22 protein-coding genes are annotated in these 24,130 nt (G+C 71.2%); 13 read left to right on the forward strand and 9 right to left on the reverse strand.

The genetic code is table 11. The features are described from left to right. The first annotated feature begins 51 nt into the window (after positions 1 to 51). The 8 genes from ACWGPF_RS13495 to glgX all read left to right on the forward strand — a co-directional run bounded on the left by ACWGPF_RS13495 (position 52) and on the right by glgX (position 7,073). Positions 52 to 1,038, forward strand: coding sequence for a DnaJ C-terminal domain-containing protein (locus ACWGPF_RS13495; protein WP_452333318.1), 987 nt, complete (start codon positions 52 to 54; stop codon positions 1,036 to 1,038). A 37-nt stretch (positions 1,039 to 1,075) separates the two neighbouring features. Continuing rightward, the gene (locus tag ACWGPF_RS13500) at positions 1,076 to 1,513 is read left to right on the forward strand and encodes a heat shock protein transcriptional repressor HspR (protein ID WP_452333285.1); all 438 of its coding nucleotides are present in this window, start codon (positions 1,076 to 1,078) and stop codon (positions 1,511 to 1,513) included. An 84-nt stretch (positions 1,514 to 1,597) separates the two neighbouring features. After that, the gene (locus ACWGPF_RS13505; RefSeq protein ID WP_452333286.1) at positions 1,598 to 1,903 is read left to right on the forward strand and encodes a nucleotidyltransferase family protein; all 306 of its coding nucleotides are present in this window, start codon (positions 1,598 to 1,600) and stop codon (positions 1,901 to 1,903) included. Then, a complete protein-coding gene (locus ACWGPF_RS13510) occupies positions 1,900 to 2,244 on the forward strand; it encodes a HepT-like ribonuclease domain-containing protein (protein ID WP_452333287.1) in 345 nt (114 codons plus the stop codon). The genes ACWGPF_RS13505 and ACWGPF_RS13510 overlap by 4 nt, the downstream gene beginning before the upstream one ends. Positions 2,245 to 2,301: 57 nt before the next feature. Further along, positions 2,302 to 2,670 (forward strand): ArsR/SmtB family transcription factor, encoded by a 369-nt coding sequence (locus tag ACWGPF_RS13515; RefSeq protein ID WP_452333288.1) that lies wholly within the window; start codon positions 2,302 to 2,304, stop codon positions 2,668 to 2,670. A 1-nt stretch (position 2,671) separates the two neighbouring features. Then, a complete protein-coding gene (locus tag ACWGPF_RS13520) occupies positions 2,672 to 3,652 on the forward strand; it encodes an SRPBCC family protein (RefSeq protein ID WP_452333289.1) in 981 nt (326 codons plus the stop codon). Positions 3,653 to 3,814: 162 nt separating this feature from the next. Continuing rightward, a complete protein-coding gene (locus ACWGPF_RS13525) occupies positions 3,815 to 4,702 on the forward strand; it encodes a ribokinase (protein WP_452333290.1) in 888 nt (295 codons plus the stop codon). 211 nt (positions 4,703 to 4,913) lie between these two features. Next, positions 4,914 to 7,073, forward strand: a complete 2,160-nt coding sequence (glgX, locus tag ACWGPF_RS13530) for a glycogen debranching protein GlgX (RefSeq protein WP_452333291.1) — start codon at positions 4,914 to 4,916, stop codon at positions 7,071 to 7,073. Positions 7,074 to 7,149: 76 nt separating this feature from the next. On the opposite strand, the gene glgP is transcribed toward glgX, so the two are convergent. Further along, a complete protein-coding gene (gene glgP / locus ACWGPF_RS13535; RefSeq protein WP_452333292.1) occupies positions 7,150 to 9,702 on the reverse strand; it encodes an alpha-glucan family phosphorylase in 2,553 nt (850 codons plus the stop codon). Positions 9,703 to 9,861: 159 nt separating this feature from the next. Between glgP and ACWGPF_RS13540 the strand changes: the two genes are divergently transcribed. Next, entirely contained in the window at positions 9,862 to 11,823 is a 1,962-nt protein-coding gene (locus tag ACWGPF_RS13540; protein WP_452333293.1) for a maltotransferase domain-containing protein, read from the forward strand. After that, positions 11,823 to 14,021, forward strand: coding sequence for a 1,4-alpha-glucan branching protein GlgB (glgB, locus tag ACWGPF_RS13545; RefSeq protein ID WP_452333294.1), 2,199 nt, complete (start codon positions 11,823 to 11,825; stop codon positions 14,019 to 14,021). Before ACWGPF_RS13540 ends, glgB begins: the two co-directional genes overlap by 1 nt. A 157-nt stretch (positions 14,022 to 14,178) precedes the next feature. Here the strand turns inward: glgB and ACWGPF_RS13550 are convergent, their stop codons facing one another. The 4 genes from ACWGPF_RS13550 to ACWGPF_RS13565 are packed head-to-tail and all read right to left on the reverse strand — an operon-like array spanning position 14,179 to position 18,990. Beyond that, positions 14,179 to 15,873 carry a glycoside hydrolase family 13 protein gene (locus ACWGPF_RS13550; RefSeq protein ID WP_452333295.1) on the reverse strand — a complete coding sequence of 565 codons (1,695 nt, stop codon included), beginning with the start codon at positions 15,871 to 15,873 and terminating at the stop codon, positions 14,179 to 14,181. 35 nt (positions 15,874 to 15,908) lie between these two features. Next, positions 15,909 to 16,787, reverse strand: a complete 879-nt coding sequence (locus ACWGPF_RS13555) for a carbohydrate ABC transporter permease (protein ID WP_452333296.1) — start codon at positions 16,785 to 16,787, stop codon at positions 15,909 to 15,911. Further along, a complete protein-coding gene (locus ACWGPF_RS13560) occupies positions 16,787 to 17,698 on the reverse strand; it encodes a carbohydrate ABC transporter permease (protein WP_452333297.1) in 912 nt (303 codons plus the stop codon). The genes ACWGPF_RS13555 and ACWGPF_RS13560 overlap by 1 nt, the downstream gene beginning before the upstream one ends. Further along, entirely contained in the window at positions 17,695 to 18,990 is a 1,296-nt protein-coding gene (locus tag ACWGPF_RS13565) for an ABC transporter substrate-binding protein (RefSeq protein ID WP_452333298.1), read from the reverse strand. Before ACWGPF_RS13565 ends, ACWGPF_RS13560 begins: the two co-directional genes overlap by 4 nt. Before the next feature lie 112 nt (positions 18,991 to 19,102). Between ACWGPF_RS13565 and ACWGPF_RS13570 the strand changes: the two genes are divergently transcribed. Then, positions 19,103 to 20,329: an ROK family protein gene (locus tag ACWGPF_RS13570; protein ID WP_452333299.1), complete on the forward strand. Its 1,227-nt coding sequence runs from the start codon at positions 19,103 to 19,105 to the stop codon at positions 20,327 to 20,329. Between the two features lie 110 nt (positions 20,330 to 20,439). Here ACWGPF_RS13570 and ACWGPF_RS13575 read toward each other — a convergent pair whose 3' ends face one another. The 3 genes from ACWGPF_RS13575 to ACWGPF_RS13585 all read right to left on the reverse strand — a co-directional run bounded on the left by ACWGPF_RS13575 (position 20,440) and on the right by ACWGPF_RS13585 (position 22,294). Further along, positions 20,440 to 20,706 carry a GlsB/YeaQ/YmgE family stress response membrane protein gene (locus ACWGPF_RS13575; protein ID WP_345437222.1) on the reverse strand — a complete coding sequence of 89 codons (267 nt, stop codon included), beginning with the start codon at positions 20,704 to 20,706 and terminating at the stop codon, positions 20,440 to 20,442. A gap of 131 nt (positions 20,707 to 20,837) precedes the next feature. After that, the gene (locus ACWGPF_RS13580; protein ID WP_452333300.1) at positions 20,838 to 21,710 is read right to left on the reverse strand and encodes an endo alpha-1,4 polygalactosaminidase; all 873 of its coding nucleotides are present in this window, start codon (positions 21,708 to 21,710) and stop codon (positions 20,838 to 20,840) included. A gap of 5 nt (positions 21,711 to 21,715) precedes the next feature. Continuing rightward, positions 21,716 to 22,294, reverse strand: coding sequence for a hypothetical protein (locus ACWGPF_RS13585; RefSeq protein WP_452333301.1), 579 nt, complete (start codon positions 22,292 to 22,294; stop codon positions 21,716 to 21,718). A 36-nt stretch (positions 22,295 to 22,330) separates the two neighbouring features. On the opposite strand from ACWGPF_RS13585, the gene ACWGPF_RS13590 reads away from it, so the two are divergent. Next, positions 22,331 to 23,419, forward strand: coding sequence for a VanZ family protein (locus ACWGPF_RS13590; protein ID WP_452333302.1), 1,089 nt, complete (start codon positions 22,331 to 22,333; stop codon positions 23,417 to 23,419). Here ACWGPF_RS13590 and ACWGPF_RS13595 read toward each other — a convergent pair. Continuing rightward, positions 23,376 to 23,510, reverse strand: a complete 135-nt coding sequence (locus ACWGPF_RS13595) for an LAETG motif-containing sortase-dependent surface protein (RefSeq protein ID WP_452333303.1) — start codon at positions 23,508 to 23,510, stop codon at positions 23,376 to 23,378. The genes ACWGPF_RS13590 and ACWGPF_RS13595 overlap by 44 nt on opposite strands. A gap of 58 nt (positions 23,511 to 23,568) precedes the next feature. Between ACWGPF_RS13595 and ACWGPF_RS13600 the strand changes: the two genes are divergently transcribed. Continuing rightward, a complete protein-coding gene (locus ACWGPF_RS13600; protein WP_452333304.1) occupies positions 23,569 to 24,099 on the forward strand; it encodes an adenine phosphoribosyltransferase in 531 nt (176 codons plus the stop codon). Positions 24,100 to 24,130 lie beyond the last annotated feature (31 nt).

A 24,130-nucleotide genomic window follows, 5' to 3' on the forward strand; every position in this document is an offset into this window, starting at 1 on the left:
CGGCGGGGCCGACCGCCTCCCCGAGACAACCCGCACGAGAAGAAGGTGCAGATGGCCAGTCAGGACTGGTTCGACAAGGACTTCTACGCCGTCCTCGGCGTCGACAAGGCCGTGAGCGACGCCGACCTCAAGAAGACCTACCGCAAGCTCGCCCGGAAGTACCACCCCGACTCGAACCCGGGTGATGCCGCCGCCGAGGCGAAGTTCAAGGAGATCAGCGAGGCATACTCGGTGCTCTCCGACGCGGAGCAGCGCAAGGAGTACGACGAGCTGCGGGCCATGGGCTCGGGTGCGCGCTTCACGGCGGGAGGCACGGGCGGCGGATTCGACGACGTCTTCAGCCGGTTCTCGCAGCAGCGCGGCGGCACAGCGGGCGACTTCGACGACATCTTCTCGATGTTCGGCGGCGCCGCGGGCGGCGGCGGGGGCTTCGGCTCCGGCCGGTTCGGTCAGCCGACCGGCGGGTTCCGCGGGTTCGGCGGGCCGCAGAAGGGGTCGGATGTGCGTGCGCGCACGGCGATCGACTTCACGACCGCCGCGCAGGGCGAGACCATCTCGCTGCAGGGCGAGGACGGCAAGCCGTTCAAGGTCAAGATCCCCGCCGGGGTCTCGGATGGCCAGAAGATCCGGCTCCGCGGGCGGGGACGCCCGTCGCCCGACGGCGGGGAGAACGGCGACATCGTCGTGGAGGTGGCGGTGCGTCCGCATCCCGTCTTCACGCGCGACGGCCTCAACATCCGCCTGACGGTGCCCGTGACGTTCACGGAGGCCGTGTTCGGCGCGACGATCGAGGTCCCGACCCTCGGCGGCGACTCCGTCAAGCTGCGGGTCGCCCCCGGCACGCCGTCGGGGCGCGTGCTGCGCGTCAAGGGCCGCGGCATCACGTCGCAGAAGGGCACGGGCGATCTGCTCGCCGAGGTGCAGGTGGCGGTGCCGTCGCACCTCGACGACGCGGCTCGTGCAGCGCTCGAGGCGTACCGCGAGGCAGAGCCGCGGGAGAACCCGCGGGCTGAGATGATGGCGAAGGCGCGGCAGTAGCCGCACCCGCGCGAGACGCCGACAGGAGGTGAGCCCCATGCCGATCCCGAGCGATCCGGCCGACATCGACCCCGATGCGCCGATCTTCCCCATCGCCGCGGCGGCCGAGCTCGCCGCCATGCACCCGCAGACGCTGAGGCAGTACGACCGCACGGGTCTCGTCGTGCCGGGCCGCACGCGCGGCGGGTCGCGGCGGTACTCGCTGCGCGACATCGAGCAGCTGCGCGAGGTCGCGCGCCTCTCCGCGGAGGGCGTGCGCCTCGCCGTCATCGAGCGCATCCTCCGAATGGAGGACGAGGTGCAGCAGCTGCGCGGCCGCGTGCGCGAGCTCGAGGGGGAGCTGCGTGCCGAGCGCGATCAGCGCCCCGGTGCCCGCGTCTTCGCGACGAGCGCGACGGGCGCCGTGATCACGCTGCGCTCCGGAACGCGCGTGCGCCGCCAGACCGACGTCGTGCTGTGGAGGCCCGCCGACTGAGGCGGGGTGCGGGGGAGGACGTGGCTGTCGGGTGAATGCACCCCCCGTATCGCCGGGAGACGACTGATCTGGGAGGCTGACGGCATGGTCACCGCCGTGCCGTTCGACCCCGAGGCGATCGCTCGCGTCAGCGAGCGTTTCGGCGTGCGCCGGCTTCGCGTGTTCGGCTCGGTGCTGACGGATCGGTTCGACGAGGAACGCAGCGATGTGGACTTCCTGGTCGACTTCCATCCGAACCGCGAGGATCGCCTGGACGATTATCTCGGGCTGAAGGACGCGCTGGCCGAGATCGCGGGACGCGACGTCGACCTCGTCGTGGCAGATGCGGTGCGGAATCCGTACTTCAAGAAATCCGCGTTCGAGAGCGCACAGGACGTCTATGCGGCTTGAGAGCGCCAAGCATCCTCTGGGATGCGAGCGAGGCCGCAAAAGCCGTGCACACGTTCACGGATGGTGTGACGAAGGACCAGTTCTTCGCCGAGCTGCTCCTGCGGTCGGCAGTCGAGCGGCAGCTCGAGATCCTCGGTGAGGCGCTGGTCCGCCTTCGGCGCGTCGATCTCGAGACGGCGGGGCGGATCCCGGACCTCCACAAGATCATCGGCATGCGCAACGTGATTGCGCACGAGTACGGCGACATCGACTACGAGACGGTGTGGGCGGTCGTCGTGAAGTACATCGGACCGCTGGTCGTCGGCCTTGATCGACTGCTGGGCGAGGCCGACCCGCTCTAGCGGACGGGCGCCATGCCCTCTTGACACCCGCCGTCCCGCGCTCTAACGTACAACCAAATGGTTGTACAAACGGAGTTGAGCGAGACGGAGATCGACCGTGTGTTCCACGCACTGGCGACGGCGACCCGGCGTGACATCCTGCGCCGGACGATCGAGCGCGAGCAGTCCGTCTCCGCACTGGCGGGCGAGTACGACATGTCGTTCGCCGCTGTCCAGAAGCACGTGGCCGTCCTCGAAGAGGCGCGGCTCATCCTCAAGCGCGCGGAGGGGCGCGAGCGGCTCGTCCGCGCGAACCCCGAGATGATCGCGCGCGCCAGGGCCCTCCTGGGCCGATACGAGCAGCTGTGGCGCGCGCGCATCGCGCGCCTCGACGACCTCTTGGCCGAACCGGCCATCCCGAACGACCCCACCGGATCAGGAGACTGACATGCCCGTCACCGATGTCCTCACGGACGCCGAGAACCTCACCATGACCGTCGTCGCCGACTTCGCGGCGCCCATCGAGCGCGTCTGGAACGCCTACGCCGATCCGCGTCAGCTGGAGCGGTTCTGGGGCCCTCCCGGATGGCCGGCCACCTTCACGGCATTCGACCACACGGTCGGCGGCAGGGCGCAGTACACGATGGCCGGCCCGCGCGGCGAGCGCTCGTCGGGCTCGTGGGAGTTCCTCGAGATCGACGCGCCGCGCGGCTTCGCGGTGATCGACAGCTTCGTCGACGACGAGGGCAAGCCGCTCGAGGGATTCCCCGCCATGCGCATGACCTTCGTGTTCGAGGAGACCGCCGACGGCACGCGCATGGTCAACACGAGCTACTTCGACTCCCTCGAGTCGCTCGAGCAGGTCATCCAGATGGGCGCCATCGAGGGCACGCGGATGGCCATGGCCCAGATCGACGCCGTCCTCCAGGACCTCCGCGACTACGCGCAGGGCAAGGGCACGCGGGTCGAGCTCCTCGACGACACCCACGTGCGCATCACGCGGCTGGTCGAGGGATCGCGCGATCTCGTGTGGCGCGCCCACCACGAGCCCGAGCTCATGCGGCAGTGGCTGCTCGGCCCCGACGGATGGGAGATGACGGAGTGCGTCGTCGCCCTCGCCCCGGGCGACGCGCACCGCACGTCATGGGCTCCCGTCGGCGACACCCCCGGCGAGGCGTTCGGGTTCGAGGGCGAGGCCATCCTCGTCGACGCGCCGCGCCGCGCCGTCTCGACCGAGCGGATGCAGGGCACGGACGGCCCCGCGACGCTCAACGACCTGAACCTCTACGAGGAGGACGGCGCGACGCTCATCACCCTCCTCATCGAGTACCCCGATCAGGAGACCCGCGACATGATCCTCGCCACCGGCATGGCCGACGGCATGGAGGCGTCGTACGCGCGACTCGAGGCCGGCGTGCTCGCAGGCTGAGCCGGGATCGGGCGGCCCGTGCTTCGGATGGCCTCGCGCCGCTCCGAGCGCGGGCCATCCGGCGGGCCGCCTGTCGGATGGCGGGGGCGGGTGTGCGCGTGTCGTGCTCGTGCGGCATCACCCGCCCCGCCGGTCCGATTCCCGGCACGGTAGCGTGGTCGGGTGAGTCAGATCGTCGTGCTCGGCAGCGCCAACATGGACCTCGTGACGCGGCAGCCGCGCCTCCCCGAACCGGGCGAGACGATGGCGGGCACCGGATTCGCGACGGGCGCCGGCGGCAAGGGGCTCAACCAGGCCGTGGCCGCGCGCCGCGCCGGGGCGGATGTCGTGTTCCTCGGCGCGGTCGGCGATGACGGGTTCGGGCGCGAGCTGCGCGGGTTCCTCGAGGCGGAGGGCGTCGCGACCGACCGGCTCGCCACCTCCGACGAGCCGACGGGAATCGCCCAGGTCAGCGTGCTCGACGGCGGGGAGAACAGCATCGTCATCGTCGCCGGCGCGAACGGCGAGAGCACGCTGGCGGAGGGCGACGCCGCGGCGATCGCGGAGGCCTCGGCCCTCGTCGTGCAGCTCGAGCGCCCGCTCCCGCTCGTCGAGAAGGCGCTGTCGGCGGCCCGCGCGGCCGGCGTGCGCACGATGCTCACGCCTGCGCCTGTCGACCCGGCGGCGGCCCTCCTGCTGCCGCTCGCCGACGTCCTCGTGCCGAACGAGAGCGAGGCGCTCGCCCTGTCGGGCGAGACCGACGTCGAGGCCGCGGCCCGCGTGCTGAGCGCGACCGCGGGCACCGTGATCGTGACGCTCGGCGCCCGCGGCTCGCTCATCGCCCAGGGCGGCGAGATCGTCTCGCGCGTCGAGGCGCGTCGCGTCGAGGCCGTCGACACGACGGGCGCGGGCGACACCTTCGTGGGCGTGCTCGTCGCGTGGATCGTCGACGGCGCGGAGCTCGACGCCGCTGTGCGCGCGGCCACGGCGGCGGCCGCGATCGCCGTCACCCGCCCCGGTGCCGCCCCCGCCATGCCCACGCGCGCCGAGATCGACGCCGCACTGGCCTGACCCGCGGCTCCCTCGCCCCGCCGTCGGCGAACACACCGCAGGAGATCCGGTCGCGCACGTCGCGCCATCCCGCGTCGTGGCGCGGCCTGCCGCGCGCTGGGTCGGACGATCTCCTGCGGCATGCTCGGCGCGACCCCGCGACTGACCCGCGTTCACATCCCTGACACGCGCAATGGAGGTTCCGCGTCATCACGTCGTGGAAAATGACCGTGTGAGCCCGGAGATGTGGACCCTGCTGGGGGAGAAGACCGAGATCTGGCCCGGTCGCAACTGGCCGCTCGGCGCGACGTGGAGCGAGGAGTCGACGAACTTCGCCGTGTACGCGCCCAATGCGACGGGCGTCTGGCTGTGCCTGTTCGACGATGCGGGGCGCGAGACGCGCCATCCGCTCACCGAGCACTCGCAGGGCATCTGGCACGGCGCCGTGCCCGTCATCCTCCCCGGCCAGCGGTACGGATACCGCGTCGAGGGTCCGTGGGACCCGGCGCAGGGGCACCGCCACAATCCGCAGAAGCTCCTGCTCGACCCGTACGCGCTCGCCACGAGCGGCACGATCATCGCGGAGCAGCCGATCTACGGCGTCCGCGAAGACGACCCGTCGGTGCGCGACGACACCGACTCCGCGGCCTACACGGGCCGCAGCGTCGTCGTCGACACGCGCTTCGACTGGGAGGGCGACGAGCCCATGAAGCGCCGGTGGCGCGACACGGTCATCTACGAGCTGCATGTGAAGGGATTCACGAAGCTCCACGACCGCATCCCCGAGAGCATCCGCGGCACCTATGCGGGCCTCGCCGACCCCGCCGTCGTGCAGTACCTGCACGACCTGGGGGTGACGGCCGTCGAGCTGCTGCCGGTCCAGCAGTTCTTCTCCGAGCCGGCGCTCCTCGAGCGCGGTCTCGTGAACTACTGGGGCTACAACACCCTCTGCTACTTCGCTCCCGACGCGGCGTACTCGTCGTCGGGAGACCGCGGCGGGCAGGTCCACGAGTTCAAGCGGATGGTCAAGGCGCTGCACGAGGCCGGCATCGAGGTCATCCTCGACGTCGTCTACAACCACACCGCCGAGGCGGGTCCGGATGGCCCCACGCTCTCGTTCCGCGGGTTCGACGACCGCGGCTTCTACAAGCGGCTCATCCCCGAGGCCGGCGGCTACGACGACACCTACTGGGATGTCACGGGCTGTGGCAACACCGTCAACACGTGGGACCCGCTCGCCCTGCGGCTCATCCTCGACTCGCTGCGGTACTGGGTGACCGAGATGCACGTCGACGGATTCCGGTTCGACCTCACGTCGGCCCTCACGCGCACGGGCTACGACATCGACTTCGCGTGCGCGTTCCTCATCGCGGTCGACCAGGATCCCATCCTGCGCCACGTGAAGCTCATCGCCGAGCCGTGGGATGTCTCCATGGACGGCTACCTGGTCGGCAAGATGCCTCCGCCGTGGGTGGAGTGGAACGACAAGTACCGCGACACGATCCGCGACTTCTGGCGCGGGCAGGGCGCGATCAAGGATGTCGCCACGCGCCTCGCCGGGTCGAGCGACCTCTACGCCGACGACGGTCGTTCGGCCTACAACTCCGTCAACTTCATCACGGCGCACGACGGCTTCACGGTGCGCGACCTCGTGAGCTACGACGGCAAGCACAACGAGGCCAACGGCGAGGACAACCGCGACGGCACCGACAACAACCGCTCGTGGAACCACGGCGTCGAGGGCGAGACCGACGACGCCGACATCGTGGCGCTGCGACGACGGCAGGCGGCCAACCTCATGGTGACGCTGTGCCTGTCGAACGGCGTGCCCATGATCACGGCGGGCGACGAGCGCGGCCGCACGCAGGGCGGCAACAACAACGCCTATTGCCAGGACAACGAGATCTCGTGGATGGACTGGCGCGGCGACGACGCGTGGCTCGACGTGTACGAGTTCACCAAGGCGGCCCTGAAGCTGCGCCGCGAGCATCCTGCGCTCCGACAGCGCCACTGGTTCGAGGGGGCGCCGACCATCAAGGGCGGCCCGGCCGACCTCGTCTGGCTGCACCCCGATGGGCGCCGCATGCGCGATTCCGACTGGTCGGACGGCGGGCTCAAGACGATCGGGATGTTCGTGTCGGGCGGCCCCCTCCGCGCGCCGGGCAAGCGCGGGGAGCAGCTCGTGGACCGCTCGTTCCTGTTCTGGTTCAACGCGGGTGAGACCGAGGTGACGATCACCTTCCCCGAGAACGACTGGATCGAGGCGGGGGAGGTCGCGCTCTCGACCGATCCGGCCGTCTCGGTCGGCACCCGGGTGTCGGTGGAGGCGCCGCTCGTCATGGCCCCGCGCACGGTCGTCGTCATGCAGTCCGACGAGCCCGACGCGGGCTGACGGCGGCGGGGCCGTCGCCGGCTGCGCGTGTCACACGCTACGAGGCGGCGGCCATGCTCGACCGCCCCGACAACCCCTACGTCGTCGCGACGAGCCCCAGCTCGGCGACGGAGGCGAGATGGGCGCCGGCGGGGACGACCCGCACCGTGTAGCCGAACGCGCCGGATCGGTCGAGGGGGATGCTCCCGGCGAAGCAGTACCGCCCGCCCTCGTACGTCTCGACGACGTCGAGCGGGGCGAGCTGCGGGTCGGCGATCTCGTCGTCGCCGACGGCCCTGCCCGACACGAGCTGCACCGCCACGTCGTCCGGAGACACCGCGCCGAGCGCCACGAACGCGCGCACCGACAGCACGGCGCCGACCTCGGCGGCGTCGCCGGCGCCATCCGACTCGACGTGCTCGACGCGCACGCCGGGCCATCCGGCCGCGATGCGGGCCTTCCATGCGGCCAGGTCCGTCGCCGCCGTGGCGTCGAGACCCCGCGCGCTCGCCGCAGCGGGCGCGTAGAGGAGGCGCACGTAGTCGCGCACCATGCGCGTCGCGAGCACCTTCGGGGCGAGCGAGACGAAGGTGTGGCGCATCATCTCGAGCCAGCGCACGGGCAGGCCGTCGGCGCCGGCGTCGTAGAAGCGCGGCGCGATCTCGCGCTCGATGAGGTCGTACAGCGCGGTCGCTTCGAGGTCGTCGCGCTTGTCGGCGTCGCCGACGCCGTCGGCCGAGGGGATGGCCCAGCCGTTGTCGCCGTCGAACCACTCGTCCCACCATCCGTCGAGGATGGAGAGGTTGAGGCCGCCGTTCAGCGCGGCCTTCATGCCGCTCGTGCCGCACGCCTCGTAGGGGCGCAGCGGGTTGTTGAGCCACACGTCGCAGCCGGGGTAGAGGGGCAGCGCCATGGCGATGTCGTAGTTGGGCAGGAAGACGATCCGGTGCCGCACCTCGGGGTCGTCGGCGAAGCGCACGAGATCCTGGATGAGCTTCTTGCCGCCGTCGTCGGCCGGATGCGCCTTGCCCGCGATGACGAGCTGCACGGGGCGCTCGGCGTCGAGCAGCAGCCGCTTCAGGCGCTCGGGGTCCCGCAGCATGAGCGTCAGGCGCTTGTACGACGGCACACGCCGCGCGAAGCCGATCGTGAGCACGTCGGGATCCAGGGCGTCGTCGATCCAGCCGAGCTCGGCATCCGCCGCCCCGCGCCCCCGCCATGATGCGCGCAGCCGTGCGCGGGCGTCGTCGACGAGCCGTTCGCGGAGGCCGCGCTTGAGCTCCCATACGCGTCCGAAGGGCGCCGCCTCGATGGCCGCCTGGAACGCCGCGGGGTCGCCGTCGGCGTCGGCCCCCAGCTCGGCCACGAGCTCCTGGAACTCGCGGGCGACCCAGGTGGGGGCGTGCACGCCGTTCGTGATCGACGTGATCGGCACCTCCGCCTCGTCGAACGCCGGCCACAGTCCGTGGAACATCTCGCGGCTCACATGGCCGTGCAGCTGCGAGACGCCGTTGGCGCGCTGCGCGAGGCGGAACCCGAGCACGGCCATGTTGAAGACCCCGGGATCTCCGCCCGCATAGCTCTCCGCGCCGAATGCGAGCACGCGGTCGAGCGGCACCCCCGGGGCCGCGGCGCCCTCCGCGAAGTACTGCTCGATGAGCGACCGCGGGAAGCGGTCGATGCCGGCGGGCACGGGCGTGTGCGTCGTGAAGACCGTGGAGGCGCGGCACACCTCGAGCGCGGCGTCGAAGGTGAGGCCGGACGCCGTGAGCTCGCGGATGCGCTCGATACCCTGGAACCCCGCGTGACCCTCGTTCGTGTGGTAGACCTCGGGTGAGGCCGCGCCCGTGATGCGGCTCCACGCTCGCAGCGCGCGGACGCCGCCGACGCCGAGCAGCAGCTCCTGGCGCAGGCGGTGCTCGCTGTTGCCGCCGTAGAGCCGGTCGGTGACGGCGACGTGGTGATCAGGGGCGCCCTCGACGTCGGTGTCGAGCATGAGGAGGGGCACGCGGCCCACGCGGGCCACCCAGATGCGAGCGACGAGGTCGCGGTCGCCGGGCTGGCCGATCGAGATGGTCGCGAGCGAGCCATCCGCCTCGCGCAGCGCCGTGATCGGCAGCTCGTCGGGGTCGAGCAGCGGGTAGCCCTCCTGCTGCCAGCCCTCGCGCGAGAGGGACTGGGCGAAGTAGCCGTGGCGGTAGAGCAGGCCCACGCCCACGATCGGAGCGCCGAGGTCGCTCGCGGCCTTGAGGTGGTCGCCGGCGAGGATGCCGAGCCCGCCGGAGTACTGCGGGAGGACGGCCGTGATGCCGAACTCGGGGGAGAAGTACGCGATCGCGCGCGGGCCGTCGTGCTGCTGCCGCTGGTACCAGCGGTCGTCGGCCAGGTAGCGGTCGAGACTCGCTGCGGCATCGCCGAGCCGCTGCCGGAAGCCGTCGTCGGCGGCGAGGGTGTCGAGCCGCTCGCGCGACGCCGAGCCGAGCACGTGCACGGGGTCGTGCGTCGCGGCCCAGGCCTCCGGCGACACCTCGGCGAAGACGTCCTGCGTGGCGGGATGCCACGACCAGCGCAGGTTGCCTGCCAGCACGCCCAGCGCGGCGATCGGCTCGGGGAGGACGGGACGGACCGTGAAGCGTCGGATGGCGCGCATGCGCTCAACGTAGTGCACGCGCGTTGCGCGGAGGGGAACGGGGGGGGGGAGACGAGCGGCCGCACCGGCCATCCGCGTCATGAGAACGTCACCGTGGCGTCATCGACACACGCGCAGATCGGGTGAGCGCCGCGCGCCGCGCATCGCTAGGTTGGTCCCATGGTCGGCCGCATCCCCGTCATCGACGTCCATCCGCTCGTCGAGGGCGGCCAGCTGCCCGCCAAAGCCACGGTGGGAGAGTCGCTTCCCGTGCGCGCGACGGTGTTCCGCGAGGGGCACGACCGGCTCGGGGCGGAGGTCGTCCTGACCGGGCCCGACGGCGTGCGCCGACCGCCCGTGCGGATGGCCGAGATCGCGAAGGGCACCGACCGCTACGAGGCGCGCGTGACGCCCGACGTGGAGGGCGCCTGGACGTTCGAGGTGCAGTCGTGGTCCGACCCCCTCGCGACGTGGGAGCACGCGGCGAGCGTGAAGATCGCCGCCGGCGTCGACGTCGACCTCATGTTCCTGGAGGGTCGCCTGCTGCTCGAGCGCATCGACTCCTCGGCCCTCACGGCGGCGGAGCTCGCGGTGCTCGACGGCGCCATCGACGCCGCGACCGACGCCTCGCGCCCCGCCGAGGCGCGGATGGCGCAGCTCGCGAGCGACGAGGTGGTCGCGCTCTTCCTCGCGCATCCGCTCCGCGACCTCCTCACGGTCGCCGGGCCCTTCCCGCTGTTCGCCGACCGCCGCCGCGCCCTCTACGGCAGCTGGTACGAGTTCTTCCCGCGCTCCGAGGGCGCGAAGCTCGACGCGCGCACGGGCGCCGTGCGCAGCGGGACCTTCGCCACCGCGGCGAAGAGCCTGCAGCGCGTCGCCGACATGGGCTTCGACGTGCTCTACCTGCCGCCCATCCACCCGATCGGCGAGGTGAACCGCAAGGGCCCGAACAACACGCTCACCCCGGCTCCCGGCGACCCGGGATCGCCGTGGGCGATCGGCTCTGCGCACGGCGGGCACGATGCCATCCACCCCGACCTCGGCACGTTCGCCGACTTCGACGCCTTCGTGAAGAAGGCCGCGAAGCTCGGAATCGAGATCGCGCTCGACCTCGCCCTGCAGGCGGCTCCCGACCATCCGTGGGTGACCGAGCATCCCGAGTTCTTCACGACGCGCGCCGACGGCTCCATCGCGTACGCCGAGAACCCGCCCAAGAAGTACCAGGACATCTACCCCGTCAACTTCGACAACGACTTCGAGGGCGTCGTCGCCGAGGTCGAGCGCGTCATCCGGCTCTGGATGAGCCACGGCGTGCGCATCTTCCGCGTCGACAACCCGCACACGAAGACCGTCGCGTTCTGGGAGCGCGTGCTGGGCGACATCCGCGCCACCGACCCCGACGTGCTGTTCCTGTCGGAGGCGTTCACGCGCCCGGCGATGATGCACGCGCTCGGCGCCGTCGGCTTCCACCAGTCGTACACGTACTTCACGTGGCGCACCGCGAAGGGCGAGATCGAGGACTACCTGCGCGAGGTGTCGACCACGAGCGACCACCTCATGCGGCCGAACTTCTTCGTCAACACCCCCGACATCCTGCACGCGTTCCTGCAGTACGGCGGGCCGGCCGCGTTCCGCATCCGCGCGACCCTCGCGGCGATGTCGTCGCCGTCGTGGGGCATGTACGCCGGGTACGAGCTCTACGAGCACGTCGCGGTGAAGCCGGGAAGCGAGGAGTACCTCGACAGCGAGAAGTACCAGATCCGCATCCGCGACTGGGACGGCGCAGCGGCCGAAGGGCGCACGCTCGCGCCCTATGTCGCGCGTCTCAACGCCATCCGCCGTGCCCACCCGGCGCTGCAGCAGCTGCGCGACCTCGTCGTCCACGGCGCCGACGACGACCACACGCTCGTGTTCTCGAAGGGCGACGGCGCGGGCGACACCGTCATCGTCGTCATCAACCTCGACCCGCACGCGACGCGCGAGACGACCGTGCACCTCGACCTCGAGGCGGCGGGCCTGCCCGAGTCGTTCGCCGTGCGCGACGAGCTCACGGGCGAGGAATGGACGTGGGGACGCCACGACTACGTGCGTCTCGACCCCGGGCATCAGGTCGCCCACATCCTCACCGTCAGGAGCGCATGATGCCCGAGATCCTCCCCGTCGACCACGGCATCCTCGCGCAGATCGCGCACGGAGGGCACGGCGACCCGCATGCCGTGCTGGGCGCGCACCCGCACGACGGCGGCGTCACCGTGCGCGTCCTGAAGCCGCTCGCGGCATCGGTCACGGTGCGCTACCGGCTCCCGTCGGCGACGCGCAAGAGCCCGGGCGGATGGGGCGAGCTCGCCCTCGCGCACGAGCACGAGGGCGTGTGGGCGGGTGCGCTGCCCGTCGCCGAGGTTCCGGACTACCGGCTCGAGGTCGCCTATGACGGGGGCGCGGCCATCCGCGTCGACGACCCGTACCGCTTCCTGCCGACGGTCGGCGAGATGGACATCCATCTCATCAACGAGGGCCGCCACGAGCAGCTGTGGCAGGTACTCGGCGCGCACGTGCGCCGGTACGACGGCGACGAGCCGGTCGTCGGCACGTCGTTCGCCGTGTGGGCGCCGCGTGCGCGCGCCGTGCGCCTCGAAGGCGACTTCAACGACTGGGACGGCCGCGCCCATCCCATGCGCCAGCTCGGCACCTCAGGGGTCTGGGAGCTGTTCGTGCCGGGCGTCGAGAGCGGCGCCGCGTACAAGTACGTCATCCTCGGCGCCGACGGGCACTGGCGCGAGAAGGCCGACCCGCTTGCGCAGTGGGCGGAGAAGCCCCCGCAGTCGGCGTCGCGCGTGTACGAGTCGACCTACACGTGGGGCGACGACGAGTGGATGGCGCAGCGCGCGTCGCGCGGGCAGATCGACGCACCCATCTCGGTGTACGAGATGCACCTCGCGTCGTGGCGCCGCGACCGCTCCTACGCCCAGATCGCCGACGAGCTCGTGCCGTACCTCGCCGACCTCGGCTTCACGCACGTCGAGCTCATGCCCGTCATGCAGCATCCCTTCGGCGGGTCGTGGGGATACCACGTCACGGGCTACTACGCGCCCGACAGCCGCTTCGGCGACCCCGACGGGCTGCGCCTGCTCATCGACCGGCTGCATCAGGCCGGCATCGGCATCATCCTCGACTGGGTGCCCGGCCACTTCGCCACCGACCCGTGGGCGCTCGTGCAGTTCGACGGCGCCCCGCTGTACGAGGACCCCAACCCGCAGCGCGGCTGGCACAAGGACTGGGGCTCGCACATCTTCGACTTCGGTCGGCGCGAGGTCCGCAACTTCCTCGTCGCGAACGCCCTGTACTGGCTGGAGGAGTTCCACGCCGACGGCTTGCGCGTCGACGGCGTCGCGTCGATGCTCTACCTCGACTACTCGCGCGAAGCAGGGGAGTGGACCCCGAACATCCACGGCGGGCGCGAGAACCTCGAGGCCGTCGCCCTGCTGCAGGAGCTCAACGCGACGGCGTACCGGCGGGCTCCCGGCATCGCGATGATCGCGGAGGAGTCGACGGCGTGGCCCGGCGTGACGCAGCCCACGAGCGCGGGCGGCCTCGGCTTCGGCTTCAAGTGGAACATGGGCTGGATGCACGACAGCCTGCAGTACATGGAGCACGACCCCGTGCACCGCTCGTACCACCACGGCGAGATGTCGTTCTCGCTCGTCTACGCATGGAGCGAGAACTACATCCTGCCGCTGTCGCACGACGAGGTCGTGCACGGCAAGGGGTCGCTGCTGCGCAAGATGCCGGGCGACCGGTGGCAGCAGCTCGCGAACCTGCGCGCGTACTACGGGTTCATGTGGGCGCATCCCGGCAAGCAAATGATCTTCATGGGCTCGGAGTTCGGCCAGGAGGCCGAGTGGGCCGAGTCGCGGGAGCTCGACTGGTGGCTGCTCGACCACCCTGAGCACCAGGGCATGCGCGACACCGTGCGCGACCTCAACGCGCGGTACGTCGAGAGCCCCGCGATCTGGCGCTCGGATGCCGACCCCGGCTCGTTCGCGTGGGTCGAGGTCGACGACGCGGCCGGCAACGTGTTCGGCTTCGTGCGGAGGTCGGGTGGAGACGAACTCGTGTCGGTGACGAACTTCGCCGCCATGCCGCACCACGGCTACCGGCTCGCGTTCCCCGGGGCAGGGGAGTGGGAGGAGTGCCTCAACACCGACGCGCAGGCGTACGGAGGGTCGGGCGTGGGCAACCTCGGCGGCGTGACGGCGGTCGTGGGCGAGCACAAGGGATGGCCCGCCCACGCCGAGGTCACGCTGCCGCCGCTCGCGACGGTCTGGTTCCGGAGGGTCTGACCTCCGCCCCTCGCGTCGAGGCGAGCTCTCGTCGTCGAGACTGGTGTTCCCAGCATGGGTTTCGACGACGAGGGGTCGTCTCGGCGACTGTGCGCTGCCAGCCGGGCGCTGGCCGCCGCAGGGTGCCCCTGCAGCAGCGCGCCCGGTCAACCACCCGTCAGGCCCGCTGCAGCCAGACCGTCGTCGCGCCGGGGAGCATGCCGCCCTCGAGCGGGCCGCTCGCGAGCAGCACCTCGCCTTCGGGCAGCGGCACCGCGGCGTCGCCGAAGTTCGTGACGCTCACCCAGCCGCCGGGGCGCTCGAACGCGAGCACGTGCCCCGCCGAGAGGGCGTCGTCCCACACGAGCGACTCGGCCGTCTGATGCCGGCGCCGCAGCCGCAGCGCCTCGCGGTACATCGTCAGCGTCGAGGCCGGATCGCCGTCCTGCGCCTCCACCGATACGGCTCCGAACCAGGCCGGCTGCGGCAGGTGCGCCGCGCCGTCGCCGAATCCGAACGACGGCCCGTCCGCCGTCCAGGGGAGCGGCACGCGGCATCCGTCGCGCCCGACCTCGACGCCCTTGTTCCGGAAGAACGACGGATCCTGCCGCGCCTCGTCGGCGATGTCGCCCACCTCGTGCAGACCGAGCTCCTCGCCCTGGTACAGGTACGCCGACCCCGGCAGGGCCAGTTCGAGCAGGCTCGCCGCCCGCGCGCGACGCAGCCCGAGATCGCGATCCAGCTCGCTCTCCGGCGCGCCCGCCAGGAGCCATCCCTTGCTCGGCACGTCCATCATCGCGCCCGCATCCGCATCGCGGTCGAGCGCGAGCCCGTATCGCGTCGCGTGCCGCACGACGTCGTGGTTCGACAGCACCCATGTCGTCGACGATCCCGATGCCGCCGACAGCTCCAGGTTCTCCGTGATGATGCGGCGGAACGCTCCCGCATCGAAGTCGGCCTGCAGCAGATCGAAGTTGAACGCCTGCCCGAGCCCTTCGGCGCTCGCATAACGGGGCCGGCGAGGGGTGTCCACCCACGCCTCCGCGACCGCCGTCCGCGCCGGCGTGTACTCCTCGAATACGGCCCGCCACTCCGCGTAGATGTCGTGCACGTCGTCGCGATCCCACAGCGGATGGCTGCCGTCCTTCGGCATGGCGTCGAGCTCCGCCTGCGTCGGAAGCTCCTCGGCGTCCTCCGCGAGGTCCTTCGCGAGGCCGTGCGCGACATCCACCCGGAACCCGTCGACCCCGCGATCCGACCAGAACCGCAGCGTCGTGAGGAAGTCGGCGCGCACCTCGGGGTTCGTCCAGTCGAGGTCGGGCTGCTCCCTCGCGAAGAAGTGGAAGTACCACTGCCCGTCGCCGACCGGCTCCCACGCGGGCCCTCCGAAGATCGACGTCCAGTCTGCGGGCGGCAGCTCGCCGTGCTCGCCGCGACCGTCGCGGAAGATGTACCGAGCCCGCGCCGCCGAGCCCTTCGGCGACGCCAGCGCCTCCCGGAACCACTCGTGCCGGTCGGACGTGTGGTTCGGCACGAGATCCACGATGAGGCGGATGCCCGCTGCGTGCAGCGCCGCGACCATCCCGTCGAACTCCTCCAGGGTTCCGATCCGCGGGTCGACGTCGCGGTAGTCGTCGACGTCGTACCCGCCGTCGGCGAGCGCCGAGGGGTAGAACGGGCTGAGCCACACCGCGTCGACGCCGAGGCGCTGCAGGTACGGGATGCGCGACACGATGCCCTGCAGGTCGCCGATGCCGTCGCCTGTGCCGTCGGCGAACGAGCGCGGGTAGATCTGGTAGACCGCCGCCTGGCGCCACCAGTCGGCGTCGCCCCCGACGACGATGGTCTCCGCGGTCTCGGTGAGTGTGGTCACTGCGATGTCCTTCTGCTTTCTCGTGAGAGGGCCGGTCAGCCCTTGACGGCGCCCTGCGTGACGCCCTCCATGACCCAGCGCTGCGTGAACAGGTAGGCGATGATCGCGGGCGCCATCGCCATGAGATACGACGCGAACGCGACGTTGTACTCGCTGCTGAACTGCGTCTGGAACAGGTTCTGCCGCACCGGCAGCGTCTGCAGCGCCGGGTCGGAGATGATGAGCGACGGCATCATGAAGTCGTTCCATGCGTAGAGGAACGCGAAGATGCCGACCGTCGCGCTCATGGGCGCGAGCAGCGGGAAGATGAGCTTCCAGAACGTCTGCCAGGTCGACGCGCCGTCGATGCGCGCGCTCTCCTCGAGCTCGAGGGGGATCGACCGCAGGAACGCCGTGAAGAGCAGCACGCTGAAGCTCAGCTGGAACATCGTCGCGAGCACGACGACGCCGAGAGGGTTGTCGAGCCCGACGCGTCCGGTGAGCTGGATCTGCGGGAGCGCGACGACGGGGAACGGGATGAACATCGCCGCGAGCAGGTAGAAGAACGACCAGCGGAAGAGCTTCCGATCCCAGTTGCGCACGATCGCGTACGACGCGAACGACGCGAGAACGATCGTCGCGACGACCGTTCCCGCCGTCACGAAGAGCGACACGGCGAATCCGACCGGGAAGCTCGTCAGGCGCCAGGCGTCGATGAAGCCCTGCACGCTGAACGGGGCGGGCAGCGAGAACGCGTTGCCGTCGACGGCCTGCGTCGGGGTCTTGAACGCCATGGAGATCGTGACGTACAGCGGCAGCAGCACCGTGACGGCGCACAGGGCGAGGATGATCGTCGTCGACCAGTTCACCCGCTCCATGCGGATGCGCGGGCGTCGCCCGTCGGCGGTGACGAGGGTGGCGGTGTGGGTGGACATCAGAGGGCGTTCCTTCCGCGCGTGACGGAGAGCTGCAGGACGGCGATGACGATCGTGATGAGGAAGAACAGCGTCGCGGTCGCCATCTGGTACGCGTAGTCGCCGGTCTGGAAGCCGCGGATGATGGTCATCGCGATCGTGCGGGTGGACGTGCCGGGACCGCCGTTCGTGAGGCCGACGACGATGTCGTAGGAGTTCAGGAAGTTCTTGAACCCGAGGATGACGTTGATGACGACGTACCCCGCGACGAGCGGCAGCGTGATGCGCAGCAGCTGCTGCGCCTTCGACGCGCCGTCGATGGATGCCGCCTCGTAGACCTCGCCCGGGATCGAGAGCAGGCCCGCGATGTAGATGAGCAGCGTCCCGGGGATCGACTGCCATGCCGTGACGACGACGATGCCGAGCCAGGCCAGGTCGGGGTTCGCCAGGATGCTCTCCTCGAGGAACGGGATGCCCAGCGCCGATCCGGCGGTGGGCAGGGAGTTCTGGAAGAGGAACTGGAAGACGTAGGCGATGATGATGCCCGACACCACCATGGGGATGACGAAGATCGCGCGCAGCCCCATCTTGAACCGGATCCTCGCCGTCAGGCCGACCGCGAGGAGGAACGCGAGGACGTTGACGACCACGACCGTGACGAGCGAGAACCCGAACGTGAAGAGGAAGCTCGTGAGGATGGCCGGGTCGCTGAACGCGGCGATGTAGTTCGTGAACCCGTTGAACTGCCAGTCGCCGATGCCGATGGAGTCGGTGAAGCTGAAGAAGATGCCCATGACGCCCGGGAGCGTGATCGCGAGCGAGAACAGCACGACCGCCGGCAGCAGGAAGAGGTAGTAGATCGGCTCGACGGGCTTGCGGCTGCGCCGGACGCGGCGGTCGCCTCCCGTCACGATCGTCGTGGTCGTGCTCATCGCTGCGTCTCCTCGGTCGAGACCGCCGGCTGGCGGAAGGCGAGCCGAGCCCAGTCGGCGTCCATGGTGGAGAGCACCGAGGTCGCGTCGGCGCCGAGCACGAGCGACTGCGCGTAGTTCTCCGTGGGGATGGCCCGGGGGTTGAGCACACCGGGGCCCTGGTAGACGGCGCCCGCGTTGTAGTACTCGATCATCCCCTCGATGCGGGGGTCGCTCGGGTCCTCTCCCGTCGTCGTCGGCACGAAGCCGAGCTGCGACTCGTTGTACGCCTGGATGATGTCGGGCTGGTAGAGGTACTCGAGGAAGTCGCGGGCGCCGTCCTTCGCATCCGCCTCCTCGGGGATGATCGCGACGAGGTCCATGTTGACGCGCACCTTGAGATCCGCGGGATCGTCGGTCATCGGGAGCGGGAACGTGCCGAGCTCGAGGTCGGGCGACGTCTTCGCGATCTCCCCGAGCGCCCAGGGCCCCTGCAGGTACATGGCGCCCTCGCCCTTCGCGAAGCCGACGTTGCCCGCGTCGTAGGTGCGGCTGTTCGCATTCGGCTGCACGTACGTGCTCGCGAGCTCCTGCATCCGCTCCACGGGCTCGAGGAAGTCCTTCTGGAACGACACCGCGGAGTCGGGGCCGACGTCCTCGCCCTCGGCGGCGAGGCGATCATAGAAGTCGAGCACGTCGACCGACCCGCCCACGGAGTAGTCGAACCAGCCCTGGTTCGCCGTCCACGCATCGGCGAACGTCGCGTAGAACGGCGCGATCCCTGCCGCCTCGAGGGTCTCGCACACCTCGATGAGCTCGTCCCACGTGGTCGGCACCTCGAGGTCGTGCTCGGCGAAGATCTCCTTGTTGTAGATGACCGATGCCGCCATCACGGAGTAGGGGAGCGCCGTCGTCCTGCCCTCGCACACGCCGTACTGCGCGAGCAGCGCCTCCATCTCGGGGCGGATGGTCGCGGCCGCGTCGGTGTCGGAGAGGTCGGAGAGCGCGCAGCGCTGGACGAACCGCGACACCTCGTGGTTGTAGTTCGACAGCATGAGGTCCGGCGGATTCCCTCGCACGAACGCCGCCGCGATGACATCGGGGCCCGAGGTGTCCATCACGACCTCGACGTCGTCCTGCGAGGCGTTGTAGTCGGCGACGACCTGCGTCATGAAGTCGATCGCCTCGCGCTTGCTGAAGGTGAAGCGCACCGTCTCCGCTCCCGTGTCGGCGCTGCAGCCCGCGAGAAGGCCCGCGGTCAGCGCGACCCCGAGCCCTCCCGCGATGAGGCGCGCCCTCGTGTTCCCAGACATCGTCGTCCTTCCCTGTCGTAGATCCAGGCATTAAATCTAGACTGCAAATCTAACGGCGAGACCACTGTCTCACCGCCCGTCGGCTGCGTCAAGACCTTGTATGGTCGAGGGCATGTCCCTCGGAACCGCGAGCTCGCCGCAGCTGCTGCGGCGCATGAACTCGGGAGCTCTCATGCGGTTCGCCCTGGGCGCCGGCGAGTTCACGGCCGCCGAGGCCATGGGGGCGACGGCCCTGACCCGGTCGACCGTCCTCGGCGTCTGCGACGACCTCGTCGCCGCCGGCTGGCTCGACGAGGTCGAGGACAGCAGGGCGGCAGGACTCACGAGCAAGGGCCGGCCGGCCAGGCGGTACCGCCTGCGCGACGACGCCGGCGTCGTCGCGGGCGTCGACGCAGGGGAGAACCGCTTCACCGTCGTCGTCGCCGACCTCCGCGGCGGCGTGCTCGCCGAGGCGCGCGGCGACGCACCGGCCGTCGACCGTCGGAAGGGGGTGGCGGCCGTGCGCAGCCGTGCAGCCGCAGCCGTCGAGCGGCGTGCGCTCGCCGGACGCCTTCTCGACGAGGCGCTCGCCCAGGCGGGTGCGGACAGGGCCGACGTGCTCGTCGTCGTCGTGGGCGTCCCCGCGCCCGTCGACGCGGAGGGACGCTCGCCCGCGGGCGACCGCGACTTCTGGAAGACCATGAACCCCGACTTCGCCGACCTCCTCCCGGGCGTGGCGGTCGTCGAGAACGACGCGAACCTCGCCGCGGTCGCCGAGCAGAGCCTCGGCGGGCAGGCGCACGTCGCCAACGTCGCGACGCTGCTGTCGGGCGAGCGCCTCGGGGCGGGCGTCATCGTCGACGGACGGCTGCTGCGCGGTGCGCGCGGCGGCGCCGGCGAGATGCGGTTCCTCGACATCGTCGAGGGAGCGGGGACCCCCGACGGCGTCGGAGCGCTCGCGCGCACCTGGGCGCGCGAGGCGGTGGCGGCCGGCCGTGCGACGGCGCTCGCCGCCCGCCCGGACGCGACGGCGCAAGACGTCTTCCGGGCTGCGGAGGAGGGCGACGCCCTCGCCCTCGAGATCCTCGACCGGCTGGGTGAGCGGATCGCCCGCGTCGCGCTCGTGCTCGCCAGCCTCCTCGACATCGAGCGGGTGGTCGTGGCCGGCGCCATCGCCGATGCCGTGGAGCCCGTGCTCCGACGGGCCAGAGTCGTGCTGGCGGAGGACTTCTATCCGCCTGTTCCCGAACTCGTCGCGAGCGCGCTCGGCCGCGACGTGGTCGTCCGGGGCGCGGTCGAATCGGCTCGCGCGCACCTGCGCGAGGAGCCCCTCGCCTTCACACCGCGCCCCCGCGCCTGATCCGCGCCCCTGGCCCGATCCGCCTCGCGCCGGAGACGAGAAGAGCGGCCGGCGCATTGCGCGCCGGCCGCTCCCGCCCTCGGTCATCGGCACACTGTGCCGGATCCTGCTCAGTTCGTCTTCCGACGCCCCGTGATGAGACCCCAGATGAGCAGGACGATGATGGACCCGCCGATGGCCAGCAGCCAGCTGCCGAGGTCCCAGAACTGGTCGACCCCCACGCCGAAGATCGCGGTGCCGAGCCATCCTCCCAGGAGGGCGCCCAGCACACCGAGGATCAGCGTGGCGATCCAGCCCCCGCCCTGGTTGCCGGGCAGGATCGCCTTCGCGATGGCGCCGGCGATGAGGCCGAGGATGAGGAATGCGATGAAGCCCATGGTCTGCTCCCTTTCTTCGAACGGTGCGCGGGTGTGCACCGCGGGATTCACCGTAGGAGCGCGCCGTGGTGCCGCGCGCGGGGTTGACAGCGCGTCGTCGACGGCGGTAGGCCGCGGGCGCGCGACGGCCGTCAGCAGTGGGCGAACGTGTACGCGGGGTCGTCGGGGGCGACGAGATCGCGGTCGCGCAGCGTGATGGGATGCTCGCCTGCATGGCGCTCGCACGCCCATTCGAAGGCCGTGCGGGTGTCGCCGTCGCGCGTCAGCTCGCCCGTGTCGGTGTACTCGATCTCCAGCACGCGCCCCGGGTACGGGTAGTCGCCGCACTCGTCGTACACCTCGCACTCCTCCGCGATCGCGAAGTCGAAGCCCTCGTCGGTGGAGACGAGCACGGGGCCGGCGTCGCCGAGCTCCACGGTGTTCTTCTGCCCCGCCGCGAGCCCGACGTCGTGTGCGAGCGAGATCGCGGGGCGCACGTGGGAGATCGCGTCGTCGAGGGTCTGCAGACCCTGCGACCGCGTGCTCTGGTCGAGGTTGTCGAACTCGACGGCGTCGAAGCCGTCGTCCGCGCACCCGCGGATCCACTCCGACTGGATGGCGAGCAGGGCGTCGCGCTTCTCCTCCGTCCGGATGTCGAACAGCGCCTCGTCCCACTCCTCGTCGACGACGAGCGCGGCGTCGGCATCGCGCAGGAGCAGCTCGGGGTGCGCGGCCTCCCACCACGCCGTCGTGCCCTCGGCATCGGGATCGGGGATGCCGTCGGCGTCGGGCTGGGTCTGGAAGAGGTTCACGTAGCAGATGCCGTAGACGTCGGGCGCGGGCTCCTCCGTGCGGTCGCGCGCGACGATCGTCACCTCGTCGCCGGGGTCGTAGACGCCGCCCAGCTGGTAGTCGACGACGCCGTCGGCGGGCGGAAGCACCACCGACGCGTCGCGGTCCGCTCCGTCCGCCTCGGCCGCGCACCCCGAGAGCGCGAGGAGCGCGGCGAGCGCGCCCGCGGCCATCCGCCTCATGCCGGAGGCAGACGGAGGACGTTCGACTCGCCGACCTCGAGCTCGTCCGACAGCCGCAGCGTGCGGGCGAGATCCTCGACGGCGGGGAGCAGCGTGAGGAAGCGCGTGCGGTCGGGCGACGCCGCCTGCAGCGTGACGAGGTGCGTGCCGGTGTCCCACGTGTACGTGGCGCTGAGGAGCGCCCGCTCGCCCTGCGGCATGTCGACGACGAGCTTCTCCCCTGCGCCGAGGTGGGGGGAGCGGAAGTCCTCGGTGTCGTCGTACTGCATCGGCATCATGGCGCGCGCCGCGCGCAGCTGCGACGTCAGCTCCTGCACCTGCGCGATCGCGACGACGAGCTCGGGGTCGTCCTTCCACACCCAGGCGAGGACGCGGCCGTCCGACTGCCGCATCATGGCGCGCGCGGCGCGGTTCGCGATCCACGCGAGGAACCCGGACCCCGGAGCGCCCTGCGGCAGACCGGCGCTCCCGAGCAGCATCCGGATGGCCGCCTTGCGATGGCGGCCGCCGCGGAAGCCGCGGCCCGTCACGGGGACCCAGCGGGAGGTGTCGGCGTCGGCGAGCAGGCGCGTCATGGGTCCAGGGTAGGCGCTCCGATAGCGTGGAGGCCTGTGAGCGACCAGCTGTTCCCCGCGATCATCGCGATCCTCCTCGGCGTCGTCGTCGGCGTCGTGCTCTTCGTGCCGTTCGTCGCCGTGCAGTATCGCCGCGAGGGGCGTCTCACGCTCCGGCAGTCGCTGCTGTGGGCGGGGTTCCTCGTGTACGGGCTCGCGCTGTGGACGTACACGCTCCTCCCGCTGCCGGACACCGACGCCATCCGCTGCGTCGGCGCGCAGCTGCGGCCGTTCCAGTTCGTCGACGACGTGCTCGACTACCCGGTCGGCTCTGCGGGCGCGCTCGTGCGCAATCCCGCGGTGATGCAGGTCGCGATGAACGTCCTGCTGTTCGCGCCGCTCGGGTTCTTCCTCCGCCTCGTCTGGCGTCGGGGCGTCGTCGTCTCGACGATCGCCGGCTTCGCCGTCTCGCTCGCCATCGAGACGACGCAGCTCACCGGCGTCTGGGGCATCTACCCCTGCGCCTACCGCTTCTTCGACGTCGACGACCTCATCGCGAACACGTCGGGAGCGCTGCTCGGCGCCATCCTCTCTCTCGCGCTGCGGCCGTGGCTCGCCCGGCGCGATCGGATGGCCGTGGCCCCGACGGCGCGGCCCGTCACGTTCTGGCGTCGTTTGGTCGGCATGCTCTGCGACGTGCTCGCGGTCTGGCTCATCGGGGGCTCCGCCGGCGTCGCCGTCAACGCGTGGCGCCTGTACGTGCTGCAGGTCGATCCGGCGACGTTCGACGGAGGACCCGCGGGAGCCGCCGCCGTCTGGGTGCCCTTCGCCGTGCTCGCCGTCGTCGTGCTGACGACGGGCCGCACTCTCGGGGACCTCGCCGTGCTCATCCGCTGGGAGGGCGGCGCCCGGCCGACACCGCTCGCGCGCGCCCTGCGCTACCTCGCGGGCATCGGCGGATGGCAGCTGCTCACGGCCGTCGCCGCGCCTCTCGACGGGGCCTTCGCGCTCGCGAGCATCATCGCGCTCATCGCGATGCGCGACCGTTCGGGGCTGCCGGGGCTCATCGCGCGGATGCGCCCCGTCGACGCGCGTGCGGAGGTCACTGCCTCCGACGCAGGAAGAGCAGCGCCGCGCCCGCGATGACGAGCACGACGGCGCCGCCGACGATCCACGGGACGAGGTCGGTGCCGGTGTTCGCCAGCTCGGTCGAGGCCTGCGCGAGAAGAGTGGTCACGCGCCCAGTCTGCCCCACGGCCCGGTCGACCTCCAGGAGTCGCCGGTAGCCTGGGGAGGTGAACGACGCCCTCGCCCGTGCCGAATCGCTCATCGACCTCACGCCCGACTACCCCGAGCCCGGCGTCCTGTTCCGCGACATCTCGCCCCTCATCGCCGACGGCCCCGCCCTGCGCGCCGTCGCGGAGGCGCTCGTGGAGCCGTTCGCAGGACGCTTCGACATCGTCGGCGGCATCGAGGCGCGCGGCTTCCTGCTCGCGGGGTACGTCGCCGCGATCACGGGCGTGGGGATGCTCGCCATCCGCAAGGCCGGCAAGCTGCCGAAGCCCGCGGCGGCGGTGTCGTACTCGCTCGAGTACGGCACGGCGTCGATCGAGGCGCCCGGCGTGCTGCAGCCGGGGGAGCGCGTGCTGCTGCTCGACGACGTGCTCGCGACGGGCGGCACGCTCGCCGCGGCCCAGCAGCTCATCCGCGATCTCGGAGCCGAGGTGGCGGGGTCTGCCGTCGTGCTCGAGCTCACCGACCTCGGCGGCCGCGCGCACGCCGGTGACGACGTGCACACGGTGTTCACGGCGACCGAAGGCGCCTGAGCGCGCCGTCGCGTCAGCGCCTTCCCTCGCG

This window comes from Microbacterium sp. NPDC055683, from assembly GCF_053617895.1.

What these genes read in the sequence shown, in the direction of transcription:
- ACWGPF_RS13495 (WP_452333318.1), top strand. Translation starts at nt 52, where the DNA reads ATGGCCAGTCAGGACTGGTTCGACAAGGACTTCTACGCCGTCCTCGGC.
- ACWGPF_RS13500 (WP_452333285.1), top strand. Translation starts at nt 1,076, where the DNA reads ATGCCGATCCCGAGCGATCCGGCCGACATCGACCCCGATGCGCCGATC.
- ACWGPF_RS13505 (WP_452333286.1), top strand. Translation starts at nt 1,598, where the DNA reads ATGGTCACCGCCGTGCCGTTCGACCCCGAGGCGATCGCTCGCGTCAGC.
- ACWGPF_RS13515 (WP_452333288.1), top strand. Translation starts at nt 2,302, where the DNA reads ATGGTTGTACAAACGGAGTTGAGCGAGACGGAGATCGACCGTGTGTTC.
- ACWGPF_RS13520 (WP_452333289.1), top strand. Translation starts at nt 2,672, where the DNA reads ATGCCCGTCACCGATGTCCTCACGGACGCCGAGAACCTCACCATGACC.
- glgP (WP_452333292.1), bottom strand. Translation starts at nt 9,702, where the DNA reads ATGCGCGCCATCCGACGCTTCACGGTCCGTCCCGTCCTCCCCGAGCCG.
- ACWGPF_RS13540 (WP_452333293.1), top strand. Translation starts at nt 9,862, where the DNA reads ATGGTCGGCCGCATCCCCGTCATCGACGTCCATCCGCTCGTCGAGGGC.
- glgB (WP_452333294.1), top strand. Translation starts at nt 11,823, where the DNA reads ATGCCCGAGATCCTCCCCGTCGACCACGGCATCCTCGCGCAGATCGCG.
- ACWGPF_RS13555 (WP_452333296.1), bottom strand. Translation starts at nt 16,787, where the DNA reads ATGTCCACCCACACCGCCACCCTCGTCACCGCCGACGGGCGACGCCCG.
- ACWGPF_RS13560 (WP_452333297.1), bottom strand. Translation starts at nt 17,698, where the DNA reads ATGAGCACGACCACGACGATCGTGACGGGAGGCGACCGCCGCGTCCGG.
- ACWGPF_RS13565 (WP_452333298.1), bottom strand. Translation starts at nt 18,990, where the DNA reads ATGTCTGGGAACACGAGGGCGCGCCTCATCGCGGGAGGGCTCGGGGTC.
- ACWGPF_RS13570 (WP_452333299.1), top strand. Translation starts at nt 19,103, where the DNA reads ATGTCCCTCGGAACCGCGAGCTCGCCGCAGCTGCTGCGGCGCATGAAC.
- ACWGPF_RS13575 (WP_345437222.1), bottom strand. Translation starts at nt 20,706, where the DNA reads ATGGGCTTCATCGCATTCCTCATCCTCGGCCTCATCGCCGGCGCCATC.
- ACWGPF_RS13580 (WP_452333300.1), bottom strand. Translation starts at nt 21,710, where the DNA reads ATGGCCGCGGGCGCGCTCGCCGCGCTCCTCGCGCTCTCGGGGTGCGCG.
- ACWGPF_RS13585 (WP_452333301.1), bottom strand. Translation starts at nt 22,294, where the DNA reads ATGACGCGCCTGCTCGCCGACGCCGACACCTCCCGCTGGGTCCCCGTG.